The sequence below is a fragment of the Marinobacter excellens LAMA 842 genome (assembly GCF_001574445.1).
GTDB lineage: Bacteria > Pseudomonadota > Gammaproteobacteria > Pseudomonadales > Oleiphilaceae > Marinobacter > Marinobacter shengliensis.
This window is the reverse complement of sequence record NZ_LOCO01000002.1, coordinates 42475-66132: the sequence shown is the minus strand read 5'-3', so window position 1 is coordinate 66132 and position 23658 is coordinate 42475. Positions and strand designations below refer to the sequence as shown.

The 23658-nt window shown below is 58.5% G+C and carries 15 protein-coding genes; 8 read left to right on the top strand and 7 right to left on the bottom strand.

Annotated elements, in window-relative coordinates:
* Nucleotides 1–32: 32 nt before the first annotated feature.
* Nucleotides 33–1757: a diguanylate cyclase domain-containing protein gene (locus J122_RS02360; RefSeq protein WP_058089511.1), complete on the top strand. Its 1725-nt coding sequence runs from the start codon at nt 33–35 to the stop codon at nt 1755–1757.
* 23 nt (nt 1758–1780) lie between these two features.
* Here the strand turns inward: J122_RS02360 and J122_RS02355 are convergent, their stop codons facing one another.
* On the bottom strand, nt 1781–3928 hold the full coding sequence (locus J122_RS02355) for a methyl-accepting chemotaxis protein (RefSeq protein WP_058089510.1): 2148 nt from the start codon (nt 3926–3928) through the stop codon (nt 1781–1783).
* A 362-nt stretch (nt 3929–4290) separates the two neighbouring features.
* Here J122_RS02355 and J122_RS02350 point away from each other — a divergent pair, with 362 nt between their 5' ends.
* The 5 genes from J122_RS02350 to malK all read left to right on the top strand — a co-directional run bounded on the left by J122_RS02350 (nt 4291) and on the right by malK (nt 13025).
* On the top strand, nt 4291–5541 hold the full coding sequence (locus J122_RS02350; RefSeq protein ID WP_058089509.1) for an ABC transporter substrate-binding protein: 1251 nt from the start codon (nt 4291–4293) through the stop codon (nt 5539–5541).
* 149 nt (nt 5542–5690) lie between these two features.
* Nucleotides 5691–7223 carry a glycerol-3-phosphate dehydrogenase gene (gene glpD / locus J122_RS02345; protein ID WP_058089508.1) on the top strand — a complete coding sequence of 511 codons (1533 nt, stop codon included), beginning with the start codon at nt 5691–5693 and terminating at the stop codon, nt 7221–7223.
* A 55-nt stretch (nt 7224–7278) separates the two neighbouring features.
* The gene (gene malT / locus J122_RS02340) at nt 7279–10053 is read left to right on the top strand and encodes an HTH-type transcriptional regulator MalT (RefSeq protein ID WP_227510064.1); all 2775 of its coding nucleotides are present in this window, start codon (nt 7279–7281) and stop codon (nt 10051–10053) included.
* Nucleotides 10054–10264: 211 nt separating this feature from the next.
* A complete protein-coding gene (locus tag J122_RS02335; RefSeq protein WP_058089507.1) occupies nt 10265–11878 on the top strand; it encodes an alpha-glucosidase family protein in 1614 nt (537 codons plus the stop codon).
* Nucleotides 11879–11909: 31 nt separating this feature from the next.
* Nucleotides 11910–13025 carry a maltose/maltodextrin ABC transporter ATP-binding protein MalK gene (gene malK / locus J122_RS02330; protein WP_058089506.1) on the top strand — a complete coding sequence of 372 codons (1116 nt, stop codon included), beginning with the start codon at nt 11910–11912 and terminating at the stop codon, nt 13023–13025.
* 428 nt (nt 13026–13453) lie between these two features.
* Here the strand turns inward: malK and malG are convergent, their stop codons facing one another.
* The 3 genes from malG to malE all read right to left on the bottom strand — a co-directional run bounded on the left by malG (nt 13454) and on the right by malE (nt 17205).
* Nucleotides 13454–14344 carry a maltose ABC transporter permease MalG gene (gene malG / locus J122_RS02325; protein WP_058089505.1) on the bottom strand — a complete coding sequence of 297 codons (891 nt, stop codon included), beginning with the start codon at nt 14342–14344 and terminating at the stop codon, nt 13454–13456.
* Between the two features lie 10 nt (nt 14345–14354).
* Entirely contained in the window at nt 14355–15896 is a 1542-nt protein-coding gene (gene malF, locus J122_RS02320) for a maltose ABC transporter permease MalF (RefSeq protein ID WP_058089504.1), read from the bottom strand.
* Nucleotides 15897–16005: 109 nt separating this feature from the next.
* The gene (malE, locus tag J122_RS02315; RefSeq protein WP_061330977.1) at nt 16006–17205 is read right to left on the bottom strand and encodes a maltose/maltodextrin ABC transporter substrate-binding protein MalE; all 1200 of its coding nucleotides are present in this window, start codon (nt 17203–17205) and stop codon (nt 16006–16008) included.
* A 263-nt stretch (nt 17206–17468) separates the two neighbouring features.
* Between malE and J122_RS02310 the strand changes: the two genes are divergently transcribed.
* Together J122_RS02310 and J122_RS02305 are read left to right on the top strand one after the other, a co-directional pair.
* Complete coding sequence (locus tag J122_RS02310) at nt 17469–19298, top strand: alpha-amylase (RefSeq protein ID WP_082780491.1); 1830 nt, start codon at nt 17469–17471, stop codon at nt 19296–19298.
* Complete coding sequence (locus J122_RS02305; RefSeq protein ID WP_058089502.1) at nt 19298–20182, top strand: aldo/keto reductase; 885 nt, start codon at nt 19298–19300, stop codon at nt 20180–20182. The genes J122_RS02310 and J122_RS02305 overlap by 1 nt, the downstream gene beginning before the upstream one ends.
* 2 nt (nt 20183–20184) lie before the next feature.
* Here the strand turns inward: J122_RS02305 and J122_RS02300 are convergent, their stop codons facing one another.
* Genes J122_RS02300 through edd form a run of 3 tightly spaced genes read right to left on the bottom strand, consistent with a single transcriptional unit; the run spans nt 20185 to nt 23612 of the window.
* A complete protein-coding gene (locus tag J122_RS02300; protein ID WP_058089501.1) occupies nt 20185–20787 on the bottom strand; it encodes a uracil-DNA glycosylase family protein in 603 nt (200 codons plus the stop codon).
* A 42-nt stretch (nt 20788–20829) separates the two neighbouring features.
* Complete coding sequence (locus J122_RS02295) at nt 20830–21795, bottom strand: glucokinase (RefSeq protein ID WP_061330976.1); 966 nt, start codon at nt 21793–21795, stop codon at nt 20830–20832.
* Nucleotides 21792–23612 (bottom strand): phosphogluconate dehydratase, encoded by a 1821-nt coding sequence (gene edd / locus J122_RS02290; protein WP_061330975.1) that lies wholly within the window; start codon nt 23610–23612, stop codon nt 21792–21794. Before edd ends, J122_RS02295 begins: the two co-directional genes overlap by 4 nt.
* Nucleotides 23613–23658: the final 46 nt, after the last annotated feature.

Here is a 23658-nt window from a genome sequence, read left to right as displayed (position 1 = left end):
GTGATAAAACGCTGATAAAAACAGGATTATCGATGGCGCAGCCGCTCCCCATTTCCCGCATTATGTACAGCGGGCTTTTACTGCAATGTAGTCCTCAAACCAGTATTGCCGACGCAGCGGCGCGAATGTCGGAAAACTCCGTTAGCTCGATCCTGATCGCGGACCAGGATCAGGTGATCGGCATCTGGACAGAACATGATGCCCTGGCACTGGATTTCAGTGACCCCGACCGGTTCAACCAGCCGGTCAGCACGGTGATGAGCTCTCCGGTTCTGACCTTACCCAGCACCATGGACGCCGGCCAGGCAGCCATCAGATTGAGAGACAGCGGCAAGCGACACTTCCTGGTCGTCGATGAAAATGAAGCACCCGTTGGCATCTTGTCCCAGACTGACCTGGCGCTCAATCAGGGGCTGGAACCCTACCTGAAACTCCGGGAAGTCCGGGCCGTGGTTGCCCGGCCACCCTTGTTGGCCAATGGAACCCAATCACTCGCTGAAGTAGCCAGCCAGATGCACCATCACCACGCAGATGCGGTGGTGGTGACTTGTGGCGACGGTGAACTGGGCATCCTGACCGAAAGGGATATGGTGCGTTTTATCGCCCGCCACACCAGCAACACTCCGGTACATGAGCTGGCGACGCGCCCCCTGCTCACCGTCAACGAAGAAGACCCGTTGATCCACGCCCGGGATTTGCTGATTGATCACCGGATACGGCACTTGGCGGTGGTCAACCTGAGTGGTGAAGTGACCGGTCTGATCGGCTACCAGGATATGCTCGCTGGCGCCGAACAGATGTACCTGGATGACCTGCGGGAAGCGCTCGAACAGCGGGACCAGGCGCTGGCAAAGTCCCGCCGTACTCTGCAGCTGGCCGAGAGGGTTATCGAATCCTCGTTCGAAGGCATTATGGTGACCGACAAGGATGTCAGGATCGAATTCGTGAACCCGGCCTTTACCCAACTGACCGGATACAGTCCGGACGAGGTCATCGGGCGCACACCAGAGGTACTATCCTCCGGCCGGCACGATGCGGAGTTCTACAAGCGCATGTGGCAGTCCCTGACAACCCATGGCTACTGGCGCGGTGAGATCTGGAACCGGCGCAAAACCGGCGAGCTTTACCTGGAACTCCTGACCATCACCGCCATCACTGATGATCACGGGCAGACCACGCACTACGCCGGCCTGTTCACCGACATTACCCAGAATCGCAAGAACGAAGAGCAGATCCGCCAGCTCGCCTACTACGACGCACTTACCGGCGTTCCCAACCGGCGACTGCTGGAAGATCGTCTGGAACATGCCATACGCCACGCACACCGAAAAGACATGTTGCTGGCGGTGATGTTTATCGACCTGGACCAGTTCAAAGAGGTAAACGACACCCTTGGCCATGCGGTCGGTGACGAGCTTCTGCTGCAATTTACCACCCGGGTGCGCGATTACCTGCGTGAGGACGACACCCTCGCGCGGCTCGGCGGCGATGAGTTCATTGTGCTGCTGCCGGAACTCGACAAGCTTTCGGACGTCATCCAGGTGGCGGAGCGGCTGATCGAGCTGAACCGAAATCCCTACAGGATCAATAACGACAATATCCAGATCGGCTCCAGCATCGGCATCAGCCTGTATCCGGAAGACGGAACCACGGTGCAAGAGCTACTGCACGGAGCCGACATCGCTATGTATCGGTCCAAGCGGGACGGCCGAAACCAGTACCATCTGTTTAATCCGGACGTCGCAGAGACGGCCTGAGGTCGCCGGGCTGCGACTATCCGTCAGGCAACCTCGGCAGAGACCTGAAACTGTCCCGTCAGCCTCTGCAACTTTGCCGCTGCGGCCTGCGTTCGCTCTGAGCTCGCAGATAGCTGTTCTACCACGCCACGCATGGCCGCCGCACTTTCCGAGACGCCGTGGGTCTGCTGACTTTGCTCGCGATTCGTTTGCTCAATGCTGGCAATGGCCCGAAACAGCTTGCCAACCATATGATGCAAGTCCGAGCTGTCGTCGGCGGCAGCTTCCGCTTTGGCAAGCCGGTTCTCCATTTCCGAAATCCCCTCCTCCATAACGGCCACGGCCCTTTGTGTCTCGTCTTGCACGCCTTGCAGACGCTGGCCAATCTCTTCCGTTGCCTTTGCTGTGCGGCTGGCCAGCTGGCGCACTTCATCCGCGACTACCGCAAATCCGCGGCCTGACTCCCCAGCCCGGGCGGCTTCAATCGCCGCATTCAGGGCAAGCAGGTTGGTCTGGGCTGCAATATCGTTGATGACCAGGGCAGTTTTGCTGATTTCCTCAGTCCGATCGTTGGCAGCCCGGATTCCATCGGCTGAACGAGTGATCACCGTCCGGATACTCCGTGCTTCCTCACTGACCCGGGCAAATTGCGCCTGGGCACGGCTGACCACCGCGTCCATGCCTTCCCGCATTTCCTCAGCGGTCGTTGACGCGTTATTGATTTCTTTTTCCTGAACACCGGCACCGTGCACCATATCGTCGATATGAGCCAACACAGACTGAACCCGCTCATAGGCGCTGCGATTGTGGGTCACCATCTGGTCACTGGCTTGCCGGGAGTCTGCGGCCAGTGTCAACACCTGGCCCACCATGCCATCCAGGCTGTCAATAAAGCTGTTGGTCCAGCGGGCCAGATCCCCGCTCTCATCCCGGCGCGTCCGGCTCAGGTCAATCCTTTGCCGCAAGTTGCCTCCGCCCTCGGCAATGTCACGGATGATATCCCCCATGGCGGACAACTGCTCCGACACCGGTTTGACGGAAGTGGACCGGAAGATCATCACCATGGCGAAAATCGCCAGGGCATTGATCCCGCTTTCGAGCCATACCGACACCCCCAACGTGGACAACGCAACATTCACCAGCCACAGCGCCGCGGCCAGCAAGCCCAAACGACTGGATAACCGCCAGCTGATGGAGCGCCGTCGGTATACCTCTTCCAGATCGCCTTCACACATCATGCCCCAGGTATCAGGCGAACCAGGCATCTGAAAGGTGATGCCCTTGCCAATCACCGGGATGTGTCGATAGTCGGAATAGCCCGGGTACAGCACGTACAGGTTCTCACCATTGGCAATGGTCTCCCTGACACCGGGGTGCAAGCGGCCGGTTGCCGGATCGGTAAACCGGATCTCGAATTCAGTGTGCTCCCGAATACGCACCACGCCAAAGCCGGTTTCTATGCCGTCTTTGAGATTATCGCCGTGGCTGAAGGTGGCATCTTCGAAGCGGGATCGGGACAGCGCCGTTCCCGGCGAGATGGACTTGTCAAAACGACTGTCGATCATGAACAGGTAGTTGTCGCCGGACTCCTCAAAAACGTGTCCGGCCTCACGCTGAATCAGATCGCTCATCACATCATTGGGAATTCGCGCACACACAGCTGCCCGCTGCCCCCCGGCCAACTCGATCGGCTGATAGAACATCAGAGTCACCGCATCGTGAAACCGACTGGTGGTTTTGCCCAACGACGCCGTTACCGGGTCCCGGTAAGGACCATGCAGGAAACGCTCACCCGTTCCCCTCCGGACTGCCTCCGGAGCCAGGTCACGCTTGCCGTTGCGGACAGGCACGCTGGACGCAACAACCTGGCCATCCTCGGCCACCACAAACAGCTCGGATATCTCCCTTAGCCGGGTGGAGGTCTGGGCAATAGTCTCCCCCAGAGCTTCGGGGTTCTTGCCATACAGGCGGCCAGCAACGGATTCCAGAAACGACCACTTGTGGTCTGCCCACCCAATCAGGGCATCACGCCTGGTTCTGGCCAGGTTCTCGAATATCTGTTCATTGGTCTCGTACATGTTTCGGTTCAGGAAACTGGACCAGCGCATGGCCAGCTTTCCGTTACGCCCAAAGACAGGCAACCAGGAACGCTCACCGGCAGACAGGTTCATTTTGTAGCTTTTCAGAGTCATTTCAGGATTCTCCAGACCGGACATCGGAGCAGAACAGAGTTATTCGCCCCCTCGGAACCCTGAGACCTCAGCAAAGATCGGGCCTGCCAGCGCCCCAACGCCCAAACGTGAGCCAATTCACACCAATCCCCCTGCAACACACAGATTACCGGGCACCAGTTTGGTGCACACACAAAACCTGACACCAGATTACGCACTATTTTCGCACAACCTGATGTATATCAAGACCCTACAAATTGTTACGCCAAATTCCACTTTAGTCCCATTGTTGGTCCACTAACGAGGGCAGACACTAATCCTGTTTGATCCGAACAACAAAAATAACCCGCATTCGGGGTCCAAACCGTTGGAGGCCAACCACAATGACTTTCAGAAACTTCCTGCTCACGGCATGTCTACTGCTGCTGGGCAGCTCGGTAGTGTATGCAGAAGCACTCAAGATAGGACTCAACTACCCACAGACTGGCCGGTACAAAGACCAGGGGCTTCAACAACGACTGGGGGCTTTCCTGGCGGTTGATGAGATCAATCGAGCCGGCGGCGTGATGGGGCAACCCCTGGAACTGGTTATCCGCAATTCCCGCGGTGAACCCGACCAGGGCGCGCAGAACACTGCCGAGCTTATCGACCGTGAGGGTGCACAGATGGTCTTTGGCGGAGTATCCAGTGCCGTTGCCATTTCATCAGGCAAGGCAGCCAGGGATCGCAATCGACTCTATTTCGGCACCCTTACCTATTCCAATGCCACCACCGGCAGTGAAGGCCACAGCCATATGTTCCGGGAACCCTACAATGCCTGGATGACCGCCAAGGCCTTGAGCCAATACCTCAATCGCCACCACGCAGACCAGAACTACTTCTACATCACTGCTGACTACACCTGGGGCTGGTCAGTGGAAGAGTCTGTGCGCAAGTTTTCCAACACCGAAGACACAGAACAGCATAAAGGCGTGAAAACGCCCTTCCCCCGGGCGCTGATTACTGACTTCCGGGTGGCCCTGGAGCAAGCAGCCGAGAGTGACGCCGAAGTACTGATGCTGGTGCTGTTTGGCGACGACATGGTCAGAGCCCTTAACGCCGCCTATGAAATGGGCCTGACCAAACGAATGCAGGTTGTGGTGCCAAACCTCACTCTGGGTATGGCACGCCAGGTCGGACCAACCATCATGGAAGGGGTGGTAGGCGCCGCCCCCTGGGTATGGAACCTGCCCTATGAAAACAACTATCAGCGCGGCAAAGATTTTGTTGAGGCCTTTTCCAGCCGCTATGAAATGCGCCCATCTTCGTCTGCCGCGTCGGCCTACAGCATTGTTTACCAGTACAAAGCCGCCGTCGAACGGGCCGGCACCACCAATACCCGAGCGGTCATCCGGGAACTTGAGGGGCATCGCTATAGCTTCCTGAAAGACGAGCAGTACTGGCGGGCGTTTGACCACCAGAACGTGCAGACCGTCTATGTGGTGAAGGTAAAACCCCGTGAGAAGATCATGGCGGACCAGTTCAGCTCGGACTACTTCGACATCATCGATTCCATGCCCGGCGACGAGGCCGCCCAGACCAGGGAAGAGTGGGAAGCTCGCCGCCGTGAAGCCGGCAAACCGGTTTCACTCTGACCCGGCCGGCCCCGGGGCATCCTGCCCACGGGGCGGCCATTCAGTGACGCCGTCGCTTTACCCCCTGCGTTCATTCTCTGATAATCAGCATTCACTCAAAGGATGATCAGGGGCAAGCAGGCGTGTTAACAGGGCAAAGCAGTCAACGAATGGAAGCAAATGAACCGTCAGGCGTTCCTGACCAGTGCGATCTGCTGGTTATCGGCGGCGGTGTTAACGGTACCGGTATTGCCATGGACGCTGCCGGGCGTGGCCTGAACGTCATACTGTGCGAGATGAACGATCTGGCATCCGCCACCTCATCAAGCAGCAGCAAGCTGATCCACGGCGGGCTTCGGTACCTGGAGCATTATGAATTCCGGTTGGTCCGGGAGGCCCTGGCCGAGCGAGAGGCGCTGTTACGCAATGCGCCACACATCATGTGGCCCATGCGCTTTCGACTGCCTCACCAGCCCCACTTGCGCCCTGCATGGATGATTCGTACCGGGCTGTTTCTGTACGACCACCTGGCAAAGCGGGAAATGCTACCTGGCTCACGGGCCATCAGCTTTGACCAGAACTCTCCCCTGAAACCCGACATTACCAAAGGTTTCGAGTATTCAGACGGCTGGGTGGACGATGCCCGGCTGGTGGTGCTGTCCGCCCGCAAGGCGCAACAGAAAGGCGCCACCATACTGACACAAACCCGGTGTATTCAGGCCAGCCGCCAGGGCCCGCGCTGGAGAGCAGTACTGGAAGACACCCGCAGGGATCGCCAACACACGGTCCACGCCAAGGTTATTGTCAATGCCACCGGCCCCTGGGTCAGCCAGTTGTTCGGTGACAGTTTCGGCATGCAGGCCCCGAAACAGATACGGATGGTGAAAGGCAGCCACATTGTGGTGCCCCGCCTGAACGCCGACACCGAGGCCTACATCCTGCAGAATCAGGACGAGCGCATCGTCTTCGTCATCCCTTACGAAGAACACTTCTCCCTCATTGGCACCACCGATGTGGATTACGAAGGCAACCCGTCCGAGGCCCGGATATCACCGGAAGAAACTGATTACCTGCTGACCATCGTCAACCAGTACTTCCGTCGACAGCTTGGGCCGGAAGATGTGGTGTGGAGCTACTCCGGTGTCCGGCCACTGATGGATGATGAACAGGGGACCGCCCAGACTGCCTCCAGGGACTACTCCTTTGAGGTAGACGAAGAGGACGGCCAGCCGCCCCTGATCTCCGTTTTCGGCGGCAAGATCACCACCTTCCGGAAGCTGGCCGAGGCGGTGACCGACAAAGTATGCGAGTACTTCCCTGGCGCCGGAAAATCCTGGACCAGGCAGGCCATTCTGCCGGGTGGTGACTTTGGTAACCAGCAACAACTGGCGGCGGAGCTTGAGATTAACTACCCGTGGCTGAACACCGACAGTATCCGAAGATTCGTGCGCTGTTATGGTACCGACAGCCATCAGATCCTGGCCGGCTGCAAATCCAGGGACGACCTCGGGCACTGGTTTACCGACACTCTCAGCCAACGGGAGGTCGATTACCTGGTGACGAGGGAATGGGCTGTTACTCCGGAAGACGTCCTTTGGCGAAGAACAAAACAGGGGCTCTACATCAACGAGGCGGAACTCCAGAAGCTAAAAGACTACCTGCAGTCCCAATTCAGCCCGGAAATGCTAGAGTGTTCTTCCTGATCACAATGATTGACTAATACGTTTAACCCTGGCTCGGCCAGAGGACAATAATAAGATGTCTGAGAAACCGCTCATGCCAACCACACCGGCGCCATCAAATCTGACCTTTATTGCCGCTAAAACCAGCGCCCCTTTGCCGCCGGCCGGATTGTTAGCCCGGGAAAAATTTAACGACCTGCTGCAGACTCGGGAGCCGGTCTCCCTGTTGCTGGTTCATGCCCCGGCAGGCTATGGCAAAACCACCACCCTGGCCGAACGCCTGGACGATCTGGAGGCAAAGGCCGCATGGTACCGCCTGGAAAATACCGACAACGACCCCGTCCGGTTTGCCGGGTACCTGGCCCATGCCGTTGGTCAGATTGTCGATACGCCGGATATGCCTGCAATTGATCCGACAGGGGACCAACAGGGTCACGGTCTCGAATCATTTCTCACAGAACTCCTCGCCGGACTGCCACCTTCTGAGGAGCCCAGTTACCTGGTTCTTGATGACTACCAGATCATCACCAACCCGGAGATTCATCAAGGGATCAGGTTCCTGCTGCGGCATCTGCCGCCCTACCTCACTCTTGTTGTCATCTCCAGAACACTCCCGCCCCTGGGTGTTGCCCAGCTCAGGATGAAGGGGCAAATGATTGAAATTACCAGCAGGGATCTCGCCTTTGATGCCGATGAGGCGCAAAGCTACTTCGAGCAACGGCTGCCATTTGAGGTTTCCCGGGAAAACATTGAGCGTGCGGTTCGAAGGGTAGAAGGCTGGGTCTCGGCGCTGCAACTGTTGTCTGCCTCCGCCCGCACCAGCATCGAGTTCAGTCATTTTGTCGACCAGCTTGACCAGGGTAACCAGCACATTTTTGACTACTTTGACGAACTGGTCGGGCAGGACCTGAGTGAACAACAACGCTCCTTCCTCTTGCGCACCAGCATCCTTGACCGTTTCAACGCGGGCATGGTCATGCGGGTAATGAACGATTCCGATGGCCAGGCTCTGCTCGGCAGCCTGCTGGCCATGGGGTTGTTCATCACGCCCGTTGATAACAGCGCGCTCTGGTTTCGTTACCACCAGCTGTTCTCTGTCTACCTGCGGCACCTGCTTGCCAGTACCACACAGGAAAATCAGAAAGCCCTGCACCAGCGCGCCACCGATGCCTGGCTGGAGCTGGACCACGCAGAGGAAGCCGCCCGGCATGCAGTCGCCGCAGAAGACCCGGAGCGCATTACCCGGGTCCTGAACCAGCATGGCCGAAAGTTCTTTACCGAAGGCCAGTTTACGCTGCTGCAACGATGCCTGGACGCCCTGCCCCAGAAAATCATTGCAGAAGATCCAACACTGACGTTGCTTCGGGCCTGGGTAGCCCAGGGACAATACAAGTTCGACGAGGTGGAAAACTGGCTATCCGCCGCTGAGACCCAACTGAAAGCGGTCATGAGCGAGGAGTCCCAGCGGACGGTCCATGGCGAATTCAGTGCCATACGGGCACAGGTGGCCATGAACTATGGCGACAGCGACCGCGCCCTGGCATTGGCACGGGAAGCGGTAGCGCAAGAAGCCGCCTACCTGCCCACCTCACGGGTTGCAGCTGCTTCGGTTCTGGGTGAAGCCCTGTTTGTCCGGGGCGAGCTGCAGGAAGCCTTGACCCGGATGCAGGAAACCGAACATATGGCCCGGGCCCATCAGGCGCACCAGAATGTGATCTGGGCCCTGTGCCAGCAAAGCGAGATCAGCGTGGCCATGGGGCTTTTGCAAAAGGCCTACAACATTCAGGAGCGGGCATTTCAATATGCCGAAGAAAACCAGCTGAACCACCTGCCCATTCTCGAGTTCCTGTTCCGCATTCGCAGTCAGGTGATGTGGGAATGGCATCACCTGGAGAGCGCGGAACGTTGCGCACTCCAGGGCATAGAGATTCTGGAAGCCCAGGGCGAACGCTGGTATGTCCAGAGCTACACCACTCTGGCCAAGGTTGCACAGGCCCGCGGCCGCCAGAGCCTGTGTGCAGACTACATAGCCAAGGTCCAGAAGATGCTCGCCGCTGGCGACTACCATCTGGACTGGGTTGCCAACGCCCATGCCACCATGCTGACGTACTGGGACGCCGTGCGGGACCAGAACGCCATTGAGCGTTGGCTGACCATTGCACCACCGTGTAAACCGGAGGAGGCAACCAACCATTTCTATCAGTGCAACGGTCGAAACCGGGCCCGTGCCCTGATGAGTCTGGGCCAATATCAGGGCGCCCGGCCAATCCTGGAGGCACTGACCAGCGTTGCCGGCCAGATTGGCCTGAAAACCGACCTTAACCGCAACCATATCGCGCTGGCCTATCTGTTCTGGCAGATCGAAAACCGCGAAAAGGCTCTGGAACACATGCGCCTGGCCCTGGAACTTGCCAGCACCACCGGCGCAGTGGGAAGTTTTCTGCGCCTGGGCAAGGTTCTGATTGTCATTCTCAAAGCGCTGATCAACGACGGCCTGATTGAGGGCATGGAACAACAGCGGGCCGAACGCCTGATTCAGCTTGCCCAACAGCAGCGGGATTTCAGCCGGGCGATCCGGATTTCCCTGGACGAAGCCATCATCCAGGACATCATCGACCGGCCCGATGTGCCGGAGCTGATTCGCACCTCACCCCTGACCCGACGAGAGTGGCAGATACTGAGCCTGATTCATGCCGGCCTGTCCAACGACCAGATTGCCGAGCATCTTAAAGTGGCTTCTACCACGGTAAAAACCCACATCCGCAGCCTGTACCAGAAGCAGAACATCAGCCACCGCTCCGAAGCGATTGAACTGGCCAAGGACCTGCTGAGCAAGATCCAGGGGGAGTGAGCCGGCATCGGCTCCTCCACCCCTCACGCCCACTACTACCCTATACGCCCCGCTACGCCCCCCTCCTCCCCCCGGCTACGCCGACAAAAACACGGGCAGGAGGATGAACCACCCAAGGCAACATCGCACCATGGCAGGTGTATTGATCGGTGGGGACTCGCCTCCATCGCACAACAAGAACTTTTCACCACCAGGGTGTAAGTGAGGCAAGATGAGCAGAAATCCGGACTGGTGGCGTGGCGCCGTTATCTATCAAGTGTATCCACGCAGCTTCTATGACTCCAACGGCGACGGAGTGGGCGACCTGCCCGGGGTGACCGCGAAGCTGGACTACATCGCCAGCCTGAATGTGGATGCCATCTGGCTGTCCCCGTTTTTCACCTCTCCGATGAAAGACTTTGGATACGACGTCTCTGACTACCGCAATGTCGACCCGATATTCGGAACCCTGAAAGATTTCGATGAACTGATCGCCGAAGCCCACAAGCGCGGCCTGAAGATCATGATCGACCAGGTGCTGAGCCACTCTTCCGACCAACACCCCTGGTTTGTGGAAAGTCGCCAGTCCCGTGACAATCCAAAAGCCGACTGGTATGTGTGGGCCGACCCCAAGCCAGACGGCACGCCGCCCAACAACTGGCTGTCAGTGTTTGGCGGCTCCTCCTGGGCCTGGGACAGTCGCCGCAAGCAGTACTACCTGCACAACTTCCTGGCCAGTCAGCCAGACCTGAACTTCCACAACCCGGAGGTTCAGGAACAGGTGCTGTCCGATGTGAAGTTCTGGCTGGACCGGGGAGTTGACGGGTTCCGCCTGGACGCCATCAACTTCTGCTTCCATGACCGCAAGCTGCGGGACAACCCACCAAGCAAGGCATTGCAGGAGGGCTCCATCGGTGTTCGCAAAGAAAACCCCTACGCCTACCAGCATCACAAGCACGACAAAACCCAGCCGGAGAACCTGACGTTCCTGAAGCGGTTACGCGTGCTGCTGGATCAGTACCCGGGCACCACGACCGTGGGCGAGATCGGCGATGATGATTCGTTGCAGACCATGGCAGACTACACCAGCGGCGGTGACAAGCTGCACATGGCCTACTCGTTTGACCTGCTGACCGAGCAACATGGTGCCGACTTTTTCCGCAAAACCGTGGACACCATTGAACAGAAACTGACCGATGGCTGGCCGTGCTGGGCTATTGGCAACCACGATGTGGCACGGGTGGCCACGCGCTGGCAGGCCCGCTCGGAACAACAACTTAAAGCCTACATGGCCATGCTGCTGACACTGCGGGGCAGCGTGTGTATCTACCAGGGCGAAGAACTTGGCCTGACCGAAGCCGAGCTCCAGTACGAAGACCTGGTGGACCCCTACGGAATCAACTTCTGGCCAGAGTACAAAGGCCGGGACGGCTGCAGGACTCCAATGGTCTGGCATCACGAAGAAACCCACGGCGGCTTTTCCAGCACCAGCCCCTGGCTGCCCGTGTATGATGATCATTACAACGCCGCCGTTGCCCTGCAGCATGCCGAAGATAATTCCGTGCTCACCGCCTACCGGAGTTTTCTGGGCTGGCGCCGGGAGCAGGCTGTACTGCTGGAAGGAGATATCGAATTCCTCAAGAGCCCGAAAGACACACTGGTATTCGTCAGAAGTCTTGGTGAGGAACGCTTGATCATCGCTCTGAACCTGAGCGAGACCGGAAGTACCGTGACCCTGCCGGCGCAAGGCTCTCCCATTACCGGAACCCCCGATTTCATCGGCGGTCAATGGCACGGAAAACAACTGAAACTGGGGCCCTGGGGTATTGAAATCGCCAGGCTCTGACGGGTGACCATCGAACAAGAAGATAAACGCTATGGCCAGTGTAACCCTGAGAAATATCTGTAAAAGCTATGACGACGCCCAGGTAACCAAGAACGTTAACCTGGACATCGATGACGGCGAGTTTGTGGTGTTCGTCGGCCCCTCCGGCTGCGGAAAGTCGACCCTGCTGCGGATGATTGCCGGGCTGGAGGACATAACCACCGGCGACTTGTACATCGGCAATGACCGGGTGAATGACCTGCCCCCCAAGGAACGGGAAGTGGGCATGGTCTTCCAGTCTTACGCCCTCTACCCCCACATGGATGTGGCGGAGAACATGGCCTTCGGCCTGAAGCTCGCGAAAACCCACAAGGACGAAATCAACCGGAGGGTTCAGGATGCCGCCACCCTGCTGCAACTGGACAAGCTCCTGGAGCGCAAGCCCAAAGACCTGTCTGGCGGCCAACGCCAGCGGGTCGCCATCGGCCGCACCATCGTTCGCGAGCCGGCGGTGTTCCTGTTTGACGAGCCGCTGTCCAACCTGGATGCCTCGCTGCGCGTTCAGATGCGGATCGAAATATCACGCCTGCACAAACGCCTGGGCGCTACCATGATTTATGTCACCCACGATCAGGTAGAAGCCATGACCATGGCCGACAAAATCGTGGCGCTGGATAACGGCTGCATTGCCCAGGTGGGCAAGCCCATGGAACTCTACCACTATCCGGCCACCCGCTTTGTGGCAGGCTTTATCGGCTCACCGAAGATGAACTTCATTGACTGCCAGGTGGCTTCTGCCAGTAACCAGTCGGTCACCGTGACCCTGCCGGGTGACCATCAGCTGGAGTTGCCGGTGAACGGTCATAACCTGCTTGAGGGCGAAAACGTCACTCTGGGTATACGTCCGGAACACCTGACCGAAGACCAGGAGGCCGACATGTACCTGCAAGGTGAGGTTCACGTTGTTGAGCGTCTGGGTTATCAGACCCTGGTGCACCTCGACGTTAACAACGTTGAGGGCGTGCTGACCATGCGCACCGATGGCGGTAACCCCGTTCAGGAAGGCGCACCCATGACATTGGGGCTGAATGCCAACAAATGCCACCTGTTCCGGGAAGACGGCACCGCCTGCCCCCGCCTCTATCGGGAACCGTGCATCGACTTCTAGGGCCCTGCCCGCTTCTGATTTGATCTGCAGTACACTCTCCTTGGCCGGTATTTTTTACCGGCTTTTTTGTGCCCACTATCTTGACCTCACTGGTGACAGCCGGCCGCACGCCCATGTGGGAGGCCCTTTCCAAAACACGCTGTGAATACATCCCTGTACGCTCGGCTCCGCCATCCCTGGCTCCGCACGGTTTTGGAAAGGGCCTCCCACATGGGCGCGCTACATCAGGCGATAGGCAACCGGAATCAAGGGGCTGTGCACCATCCTGTTAAGTCCACAAAAAAAAGCCCGGTCAGCAGGGGGGATAACTCTGACCGGGTCGCGAAAGATAACGCGGGAAGACGCAGGTCGCGTAAGGAAGCCGTGCGGGATCTTCCGCTACGGCCTGGGAGAGCGGGCCCTCGCGGGCCCTGAGAGCAACAACAAAGCTAGCCTTTAACACCACCGGCGGTCAGCCCGCCGACAATCCACTTCTGGCAATACAGGAAAATCACGGTGATCGGCAGACCAGACAACACCGCCGCCGCGGCAAAGTCGCCCCACAGGTAGTTCTGCTCGTACAGGTACTGCTGAGCACCCACCGCCAGGGTCAGCTTGTTGGTATCCACCAGCAGCACCGAGGCCATCGGGTATTCCATGATGGTCATGATGAACGCCAGGATGAACACCACCACCAGAATGGGCACCGACAACGGCAGCAGGATGTAGCGGAATGCCTGCCAGGTGGTGGCACCGTCAACGATGGCGGCTTCCTCCAGTGACCGGTCGATGGAATCGAAGTAGCCTTTAATTGTCCAGATGTGCAGCGCCATGCCGCCCAGAGAGGCCACGATGACGGCACCATGGGTATTCAAACCCAGCCAGCTGACATGATTGCCGATCTGGTCGAACAACGCATACAGCGCCACCAGGGACAGCACCGGCGGGAACATCTGAAAGATCAGCATGGATTTGAGTACTGCGCCTTTGCCCGCAAACCGCATGCGGGCGAAGGCATAGGCACTGGTGGTAGACAATGCCAGAATCAGAATGGACGAAACCACCGCCACCTTGATTGAATTCCAGAGCCAGAGCAGCACAGGAAACGGCGGTTGGGTAGTAATGCCGGCGTCGTCTGTGTAGGGAATACCCAGCGCCAGATACCAGTGTTCCAGCGAGGGATTCTCCGGCAACAGGCTACCGGAGGCAAAGTTACCGCTGCGGAAGGAGATGGAGATCACCATCAGCAGCGGGAACAGAATCACCGCGATAAATGCCAGCATGCCCAGATGGGATGCCAGCACACGGTATTTAGTGGAGCGCGGTTGAACCATCGCCATGGGAAGCTCCTTATACCTTGACCTTGGACAGTTTCAGGTTGATCAACGACAGCGCGCCAACCACCAGGAAGATCGCTGTGGCGATGGCAGCCGCCAGCCCGAAATTCTGCCCGGAATCCTGGAATGCAATGCGATAGGTGTAACTCACCAGCAAATCGGTTGTGCCAGCGGGCGTGCTGGCTCCGATAATATCCGGTGCGCCACCGGTCAACAGGGCAATCAGAACAAAGTTGTTGAAGTTGAACGCAAAACTGGCAATCAGCAACGGCGTTAGCGGTTTGATAATCAGCGGCAGAGTGATGTTGAACAGATTGCTGATGGGCCCGGCTCCATCCATTGCCGAAGCCTCATAGAGATCCCGGGGGATAGCCTGCAACAGGCCCATGCACAACAGCATCATGTAGGGATAACCCAGCCAGGTGTTGACGATAAGAATCATCGAACGGGCCAGGGCCGGATCACTGAACCAGTCCGGGCGAACACCGAACAAACCTTCCAGAACCAGGTTGATCTCCCCGAAGTTCTGGTTGAACAGACCTTTGAATACCAGAATCGAGATGAAGGCGGGCACCGCATAAGGCAATATCAGCATGGTGCGGTAAAAGCCCTTGCCTCGAATCTGGTCCCACTGCAGCAGATTGGCCAGTACCAGCCCAAGCGCCAGGGTAAACACCACCGTTGCCAGGGCGAACGACAGCGTCCAGACAAAAATCTGCAAAAAGGGCCCGCGAATACTGGGGTCGCTCACCACTTTCAGATAATTGTCCCAGCCAATATTGACTGTCCAGCCCGGAGAAATGGCATTGCCATCGGCGTCACGGTAGAACCCCGTCTCGTGGTCTGGAAAGTAGGTCACGCCGGTTTCGTTATTGGTCAGGGTTTCGTTATCGTGCAGCGTAAACCGGCTGTGTATCGCCGCGAAGGAGCGCAGGCTCGCCAGGCTCAGCTCCCGGCCATCTTCGGTGACCAGCTTCAGCTTCGACAGGTCGCTCCGCAGCTGGATGATGTCGCGGATGGCCAGAGGCTCGCCCTCCGGGAGGTCCGCCGATGGCAATACCGGAAAACGGGACTCTTCCGTTCCCAGTTCAATGGGGGGCGACACCAGGTCCTGATGGACGCCGTCCAGGTACAGGACATAGCCTTGATCCGTCTGAAACAGCTGGTAGTCATAGCGAACCGACTCGGATTGATAGGTCCGGCCAAGCAGATTTTCTTTCACCTGGTCAAAGCTCAGAAGATTGCTGGCGCTGTAATTGGTGAAACCGATGCCCACTGTGTACATCAGCGGGAAGATCACAAAGACGCCCATACCGGCGACCGCCGGAAATATGTAACGATGCGCATAGAGTTTCCGGCTGACAAACACTGCCACGGCAGAGGCGGTCAGCACCAGAAACAACATGGCGAACACAAATTCGCGCTGGGCGTACAACGCCAGGATCAGGTAGAGCGCCGCTATCAGCAATGCCGCCAGCGTGCCCCACTTCAGGAATACTCGTGTCATGGAGTGTCTGCTATCAGTCGCGGAGGGAGACAGGGTTTCCGTTATCATTGTAGTCAGCCTGTAGGTTGCCGTCGCCTCGGGGCAACGGCTTCATCACTCAGGGTCCGGCATGACAGGCCGGGCAGGCGTTACCCTGCCACGGCACAATCACAGGCGATCAGCGGGTAATGCGCTGGGCCGCGGAGTTGAGGGCGTCTTCCACGGACTGGCGTCCAGAGGTAATGTTCTGAAGTGCCGGCCCCATGGAAGACCAGAACGCACCCATGGCCGGTACGTTAGGCATGGGCTCACCCAAGCGGGCGTTCTCGAAGGTAGCCTTGATGTTGTCATCGGAGGACAGTTCCTCCATGAATTCCCTGTTGGCCACAGCACCCAGGGGAACATCGTCGTTCACCATCTTCAGGCCTTTCACCGACAGCGCGTAGTTCTCAAGGAACTCAACGGCCAGGTCCTTATTGGGGCTTGCAGAATTCAGAGTGGCGGCCATTACACCAACCATGGGCTTGCCAGGTTTGCCGTCAATCGCCGGAATGGTAGCCACCCCAAAATTGATACCGCTCTTGCGGAGGTTGGCCCAGGCCCAGGGGCCATTGATCATCATCGCCGTCTCGCCTTTGTTAAACGAGGATTCCATGGCACTGTAATCTGCCCCACGGGGCATGACGCCCTCCTCGATCAGCATCGCCAGGGCCTTGGCACCTTTCATGGCACCGTCGTTGTTCACGCCGGTATCCTTCACATTAACGCTACCGTCGCCATTCTCGCCAAAGATATAACCGCCAGCGGCGGCCAGCATCGGCCAGGTGAAGTAGGTGTTGTTGTAATCCCACAGGATGGCTCGCTTGCCATCCTCTGCCAGTTTCTTGTGAATCGCGGGGATGTCTTCAAACGAGGCGGGCGGCTCCGGCAGCAAATCCCGGTTGTAGATCAGGCCGATGGACTCAACGGCCATCGGGTAGCCGTACATCTTGCCGTCGACGGTGACGGCTTCCCAGGTAAAGTCGTAGTTGGCATCAATGACATTCTGGGAGGGCTGGATTTCAGAAATAATGCCGCTCTGCGCCCATTCGCCGAAACGGTCGTGGGCCCAGATGAAAATGTCCGGGCCGTTTCCGGTCGCGGCCGATTGCTGGAACTTGTCGGTGGCGCTGTCCGGATGAGCCACCTCCACCGGAATGCCGGTCTCTTCGGTGAACCAGTCGCCCACCTCCTGCAGGCCGTTGTAGCCTTTGTCACCGTTAATCCAGATCAGCAGTTTGCCTTCTTCAATACCCGCGAATGCGGGTGATCCGGCGCCCAGGGTGGCGGCCATTACCGAAGCGGCGAGCGTGCTGCGAATAAAAGTTCGACGATTCATCAGGTCTTTCCTCTGTGTGTTCCTGCCTTTTTGTTCTTGTCCGGCCTGCCAAGAGGTCGCCTGGCCGGGCTTGCCGCAAAACCTTCTTTTGCGAGTGTTCAAACTGTGTTGCAAATCCGGGGAATAAGCATCACCCCTTATATCATTCCCCGAGGCGTAGAACGGGGGAGTAGTAGGGAGTAGAAAATTCCTTCTACCCGTTACCCCAGGACTCTGGTTTGATGTGCCCAACAACAACGACAATCCGACCTGGAGTCATTGCCATGGTTCACATTACTTCGCCGCTCAAACGCCCGCTTCTGCTGTCTGCCTTTCTTGGGCTTGCTGGTTGTGCCACCACTGTCGACGGGCCAGCTCAGGCCATTCCCGGCCCTCCGGCGCTCAATGATAGCAACGTTTTCTGCGAGGCTTCCCGGACTGAGTTGGTAATTCCGGTCGGCGGGGCCTTTGCCGAGGGCTCTCTGGTGAAGGATTTTTACACCGGCAACACCGCCCGCGTTCGCGATGGCCAGGTCAGGATGACTCCAGACGATAACGCCGAGGGTCTTCTATTGCTGGAGCCGGTAGACGAGACGGTACACGCCTTTACCTGGGCTGGCGCCACCGTCTACTTCGCGGTGACCGACAGGTTTGCCAACGGCCGCACCGATAACGACATCAACTATGGCCGGCAGAAAGACGGAAAAGACGAGATTGGCACCTTCCATGGCGGCGATTTCGCCGGCCTGACCCAGAAACTGGATTACCTGGCTGATCTGGGCGTCAACGCCCTGTGGATTACCCCACCCTTCGAGCAGATGCACGGATGGGTTGGCGGCGGTGATCGGGGCGACTTTCGGCACTACGGCTACCATGGCTACTACGCCCTGGACTTCACGGTACCAGATGCGAATTTTGGCACCCGGGAGGAATTCCGGACGCTGGTGCAACAGGCCCATCAACGGGGTATCCGGGTGGTCATGGATGTGGTGATGAACCACCCCGGCTACAGCTCGCTTCAGGATATGCAGACCTTTAACTTTGGCGCCCTGCACTCGGGTTTCGAAAAACACCTGCCGGAGCACTGGGGTGACTGGCGCCCGGAATCCTGGGAAAACCATCATGCCTATCACGCCTTGATCGATTACGATCACGCGGACTGGCGTAACTGGTGGGGTAAGGACTGGGTGCGGGCTGGTATCGCCGATTACGACACGCCACCCAGCGCATCCGTCGACCCGGTACGTGGGTCCCTCGCCTTTCTGCCGGACTTCAAGACCGAATCGACCAACCCCGTGGAGCTGCCCGTCTTCCTGCGCAATAAAGAGAGCAGCCGGGCGGAACACCTGGACAACGCTACTGTTCGCGAGTACCTGATTACCTGGCTCACGGATTGGGTAAGGGAGTTCGGTGTTGACGGTTTTCGCGTAGACACGGCCAAGCATGTAGAACCCGACGCCTGGCGTGAACTGAAAGCGCGGGCGCAGGAGGCCCTGGACGATTACCGCGAGAGACACCCGGACACTGCCCTGCCCTCCGAAGAATTCTGGATGGTCGCCGAAGTGTTTCCGCACTCGGTTCGCAAGACCGGCTACTTTGACGCAGGCTTTGATGCTGTCATCAACTTCGATCTGCAGGCAGAGGCCAAAGCAGGCGCCCGATGCCTGCAGGCCATGGAGCCAGTCTACCGCGAATACGCCGATAAGCTGCACGGCGATGACCCGTTCAACGTGCTGAGTTACATTTCGTCCCACGACACCAAACTGTTCGCCCAGATTGCCGGTGATGACAATACGCTGAAAAAACGCGCGGCCGCTGCCCTGTTGTTCACGCCAGGGGCAGTCCAGCTGTTCTACGGTGACGAGTCCGGCCGTGCCTTTGGCCCCACCGGCTCTGACCCTCATCAGGGCACCCGCTCTGCCATGAACTGGCAGGCCATAGAGGCTGGTGAGGTTTCCGACATCCTGAACCACTGGCGCACCCTGGGTCAGTTCCGCCAACGCCACCCCGCCATCGGTGCCGGGGAGCATAAGCTGATCAGCCAGCAACCTTATGTGTTCTCACGACAGCATGGGGATGACACGGTGGTCATCGCGTTCGGGAGCGGGAATTGATGCAAACAGCCGGGCCCGAATATCTCAAACAAACGCCTCTGGTTGTCGGATTGATGCGCCTTCTGGAACATCGGGAGCTGCACTCCCCTGGGGCTCTGGCCGACTGGATTACACAGTGCCTGGACGATGGCCTTGAGGTGTTTGACCATGCCGATATCTACGGTGACGGTGAATGCGAACTCCTGTTTGGCCGGGCCCTGCGGGCAACTCCCCACCTGAAGCACAAGGTAAAACTCATCAGCAAGGCCGGTATCGTGCTGAAACATCAGGACACAAGCCCCTGGCGGAGCAAGCACTACCGGGCGGAGGCAGGTTATATCAGCGCCGCCATTGACGCGTCGCTTCAACGATTGCAGGTAGACCAGCTACACACCTTCCTGATCCATCGGCCCGACCCGTTGCTGGAAGCGCCGGCCCTGGCCAGGGTGCTTGAGCAAGCCGTCGAGTCCGGCAAGGTCGGGCATATCGGTGTGTCCAACTTTTTGCCGGAGCAATGGCGATGGTTACAACAAAACACCCATCTGCCACTGGTCTGCAACCAGTCCGAACTGTCTCTTGGTCACCCTCAACCACTCTTCGATGGTGGCCTGGAAGCCATGCTGTCTGACAGGCTACGCTGGCTTGCCTGGTCACCGCTGGCCGGCGGCAAGTTGCCGGAACGCATTCCAGGGCAACTGCTTACCGACGCCCAACGGGAAACCGGGCTCTGTGAGACGGGGCTGGCCATCGCGTGGATTCGGCAACTGCCCGGCGCGCCGATTCCGGTGATTGGCTCGCTTCGATCAGATCGGCTTCAAGCCGCTTCGCGGGGCGCCCAGGCTGATCTGCCCCGGGGGCTCTGGTATGCCTTGCTCGAAGCGGTGCAGGGAAACCCGGCCCCCTGAGCTCAGGCAGTCGCAAGCAACCTTCTGACACGTCCCTGAAGCGCCGGAATCACGTCCTTTTCAAACCAGGGGTTACGGCGCAGCCAAAGATTGTTGCGGGGACTGGGGTGCGGCATGGGTAGCTGCTGAGGCCAGTAATGACGCCACTGTTCTACATTAGCGGTCACCTTTTTGCTGCCGTCGGGCAGATGCCAGGCCTGGGCGTACTGACCGATCAACAGGGTCAATTCGATGTTGGGAAGACGAGCCAGAAGGGCCTCCCGCCAGGTATCCGCGCACTCCGGGCGCGGAGGCAGGTCACCGGATTTGCCGGTGCCCGGGTAGCAGAACCCCATCGGAAGAATGGCCAGCTCCTTCTCGTTATAGAAGGTGTCCCGGTCGATGCCCATCCAGCCCCGGAGCCGATCACCACTGGGATCATTGAAAGGCAGGCCCGTTTGGTGAACCTTGCGCCCGGGGGCCTGGCCGACCACCAGGATGCGAGCCGATTCACTTAATTGCACCACAGGGCGCGGCCCCTCCGGCAGTACCTCGGCACATAGCGTGCAGGCACGCACACGGGCAACCAGTTCGGGAAAGGAAAGATGGTCCAGATTGCCTGGCATACTGTGGCTCTCCGTTTGCCTGCCCGACGCCATTTCTGGCCTTTAAACCTCCGGATTCGACAGGGCCTCGGCGGCGCCAAGCAGTCCGGTATAAGGCTCCGTCACGACGTATACGGGCGTGGACTCCAGAAGGGGCCGCATTCTGCCCTTGTCCTCGAACCCGTTCCGGAACGGGCTTTCCAGAAAGAACTCGAGGATACGTGGGAGAATGCCCCCGCACAGGTAAACACCACCCAGACTACCCAGCGTCAGCACACCATTGCCAGCCACCCGGCCAAGAATTTCACAGAAATGACGAAGGCTTTCCCTGGCCAGAGCATCTTCGTTGGCCACTGCTGCCGCGGTGATTCTCTCCGGGGAATCCAGAGCTGCGGGTACACCCCGGATTTCCGCATGGGCCTGATACAGATTCAGCAAACCCTGACCGCATAGAATACGCTCCACCGACACCCGGCCGAACCGGGCCCGGAGAATCCGCAACACGTCCATTTCCAGGTCATCCGTCGGTGCGTAGTCCACGTGTCCGCCTTCGGTCATCAAGGGCACCCAGCCATTGTTGATGGGCACCAACCCCGACACGCCTAAACCCGTGCCCGGCCCCATCACCAACCGGGGCCGGCTGGGGTCACCCGGGCCACCACAAACGTGTACCAGATTGGCTTCCGGCACATGGGGCACGCCCAGGGCCATGGCGGTAAAGTCGTTGATGACCTTGAACGCCGACCAGGAAAACTGCCGGCGAACCTCTTCGGTATCAAAGCGCCAGTGGTTGTTGGTCATTCGAACCTGAGTACCACGGACCGGAGATGCAACCGCCAGGCACGCCTGACCAACTTCCTCGACCCCGACGCGCTGAAGGTAATCCACCACGGCACAGTCCAGGTTTTCGTAGTCACGGCAGGCAAGCACCTCGATTTCCCGGGGCCGCACGTCGCCCTGTGCCACCAGAGCAAAGCGCGCGTTGGTACCGCCAATATCACCGACCAGTGAATACAGCTTGTTTGTCATGACTCGTGATTCCAGAAAAAGCTCGCCCCCTGTTCCGGATTGCTGGCCGACCGACGCAACCAACCGAACAGTTCCCGGCCAAACCCGTGATGATAGCTGCTAATGTCCGCTTTTTCAGGCTCACGGGCGGCAAGCTCCTGATCACTGAGTTCAATACTCAAGGTGCCTTTGACGGCATCCAGGCGGATGAGATCACCGTTGCGCACCCGCGCCAGCGGGCCGTCGTCCAGAGCCTCAGGGTACACATGAATCGCCGCCGGCACTTTACCGGAAGCCCCTGACATCCGCCCGTCAGTCACCAGGGCCACTTTGAAGCCGCGATCCTGGAGCACTCCGAGGTAAGGCGTCAGCTTGTGCAATTCCGGCATGCCATTGGCTTTCGGACCCTGGAAGCGAACCACAACCACACAGTCTTTATCCAGATCACCGGCCTCAAACGCAGCCTTCAGTTCGTTCTGCTCATTAAACACGACGGCGGGTGCCTCAATCACATGATGCTCCGGGGCAACCGCAGACACTTTGATCACCCCGCGGCCAAGGTTACCGTCCAACACTTTCAGGCCACCATCAGGGGCGAAGGGCTCATCCGCGCTACTCAGCACATCCGGAGCCAGGCTTTTCTCAACCGCAGGTTTCCACACCAGGCGCTCACCTTCCATCTCAGGCATCTGAGTGTAGCGCTCCAGGCCCTGCCCCACGACGGTATGCACATCGTTATGCAGATAGCCTCCCTCGAGCAGTTCCCGAATCAGGAACGGCGTGCCGCCGGCTTCATGGAAGGCGTTGATATCTTCCTGCCCATTCGGATAGATGCGGGTCATGGACGGCACCACCGACGACAGCTCCGAGTAGTCGTTCCAGTCAATGATAATGCCGGCGGCGCGGGCAATCGCAATCCAGTGAATGGTGTGATTGGTGGAGCCACCGGTCACCAGCAAGGCCACCAGCGCGTTGACGATGGCTTTCTCATCCACCATGTCGGCCAGCCCCAGATCTCCACCGTGGGGCCTGGACAGCTTGATCACCTGTTCGGTGGCGGCGCGGGTCAGCGAATCCCTCAGCGGCGTGCCCGGGTTGACGAATGCCGAACCCGGCAGATGCAGCCCCATCACCTCCACCAATAATTGATTACTGTTCGCCGTGCCATAGAAGGTACAGGTACCCGGGCTGTGGTAGGACTTGCTTTCCGCTTCGAGAAGCTCATCCCGGCCAATTTTACCCTCTGCATACAGCTGGCGGATGCGCTGCTTCTCTTTATTCGGCAGCCCGGACGGCATGGGGCCGGCGGGAACCAGAATGGTGGGCAGGTGACCAAAGCTCAGGGAGCCAATCAACAGCCCCGGCACGATCTTGTCACAGATCCCCAGTAACAGGGTGGCATCAAACATATTGTGGCTCAGCGCCACCGCCGTGCTCATGGCAATGGTGTCGCGTGAAAACAGGCTCAGCTCCATGCCCGGCTGGCCCTGGGTAACGCCGTCGCACATGGCGGGCGTGCCGCCGGCGAACTGGGCCACCGAGCCCATACCGCGAGCCGCCTCACGGATAACGTCCGGGAATGTCTGATAGGGCTGGTGGGCAGAAAGCATATCGTTATAGGCCGAAACGATCGCCACATTCGCCTTGTTCATAAACTTCAAGGTGTCTTTGTCCTGCTGACTACAAGCCGCAAAGCCGTGAGCCAGATTGCCGCAGGACAAGGTACTGCGATGCGGAGATTGCTCCTTCAACGTGGTCATTCGAGCCAAATAGTCCTGCCGGGTAGGCCGGCTGCGTTCGATGATCCTGTTCGTGACCTTGGTAATGATGGGGTGCATGGCAGACTCCGTGATTTCACTTATGCTTTACTATATGACGTAAGTT

Bases quoted from the DNA above. Each gene is read 5' to 3' on its own strand.
- J122_RS02360 (WP_058089511.1), top strand. From the start codon at position 33: ATGGCGCAGCCGCTCCCCATTTCCCGCATTATGTACAGCGGGCTTTTA.
- J122_RS02355 (WP_058089510.1), bottom strand. From the start codon at position 3,928: ATGACTCTGAAAAGCTACAAAATGAACCTGTCTGCCGGTGAGCGTTCC.
- J122_RS02350 (WP_058089509.1), top strand. From the start codon at position 4,291: ATGACTTTCAGAAACTTCCTGCTCACGGCATGTCTACTGCTGCTGGGC.
- glpD (WP_058089508.1), top strand. From the start codon at position 5,691: ATGGAAGCAAATGAACCGTCAGGCGTTCCTGACCAGTGCGATCTGCTG.
- malT (WP_227510064.1), top strand. From the start codon at position 7,279: ATGTCTGAGAAACCGCTCATGCCAACCACACCGGCGCCATCAAATCTG.
- J122_RS02335 (WP_058089507.1), top strand. From the start codon at position 10,265: ATGAGCAGAAATCCGGACTGGTGGCGTGGCGCCGTTATCTATCAAGTG.
- malK (WP_058089506.1), top strand. From the start codon at position 11,910: ATGGCCAGTGTAACCCTGAGAAATATCTGTAAAAGCTATGACGACGCC.
- malG (WP_058089505.1), bottom strand. From the start codon at position 14,344: ATGGCGATGGTTCAACCGCGCTCCACTAAATACCGTGTGCTGGCATCC.
- malF (WP_058089504.1), bottom strand. From the start codon at position 15,896: ATGATAACGGAAACCCTGTCTCCCTCCGCGACTGATAGCAGACACTCC.
- malE (WP_061330977.1), bottom strand. From the start codon at position 17,205: ATGAATCGTCGAACTTTTATTCGCAGCACGCTCGCCGCTTCGGTAATG.
- J122_RS02310 (WP_082780491.1), top strand. From the start codon at position 17,469: ATGGTTCACATTACTTCGCCGCTCAAACGCCCGCTTCTGCTGTCTGCC.
- J122_RS02305 (WP_058089502.1), top strand. From the start codon at position 19,298: ATGCAAACAGCCGGGCCCGAATATCTCAAACAAACGCCTCTGGTTGTC.
- J122_RS02300 (WP_058089501.1), bottom strand. From the start codon at position 20,787: ATGCCAGGCAATCTGGACCATCTTTCCTTTCCCGAACTGGTTGCCCGT.
- J122_RS02295 (WP_061330976.1), bottom strand. From the start codon at position 21,795: ATGACAAACAAGCTGTATTCACTGGTCGGTGATATTGGCGGTACCAAC.
- edd (WP_061330975.1), bottom strand. From the start codon at position 23,612: ATGCACCCCATCATTACCAAGGTCACGAACAGGATCATCGAACGCAGC.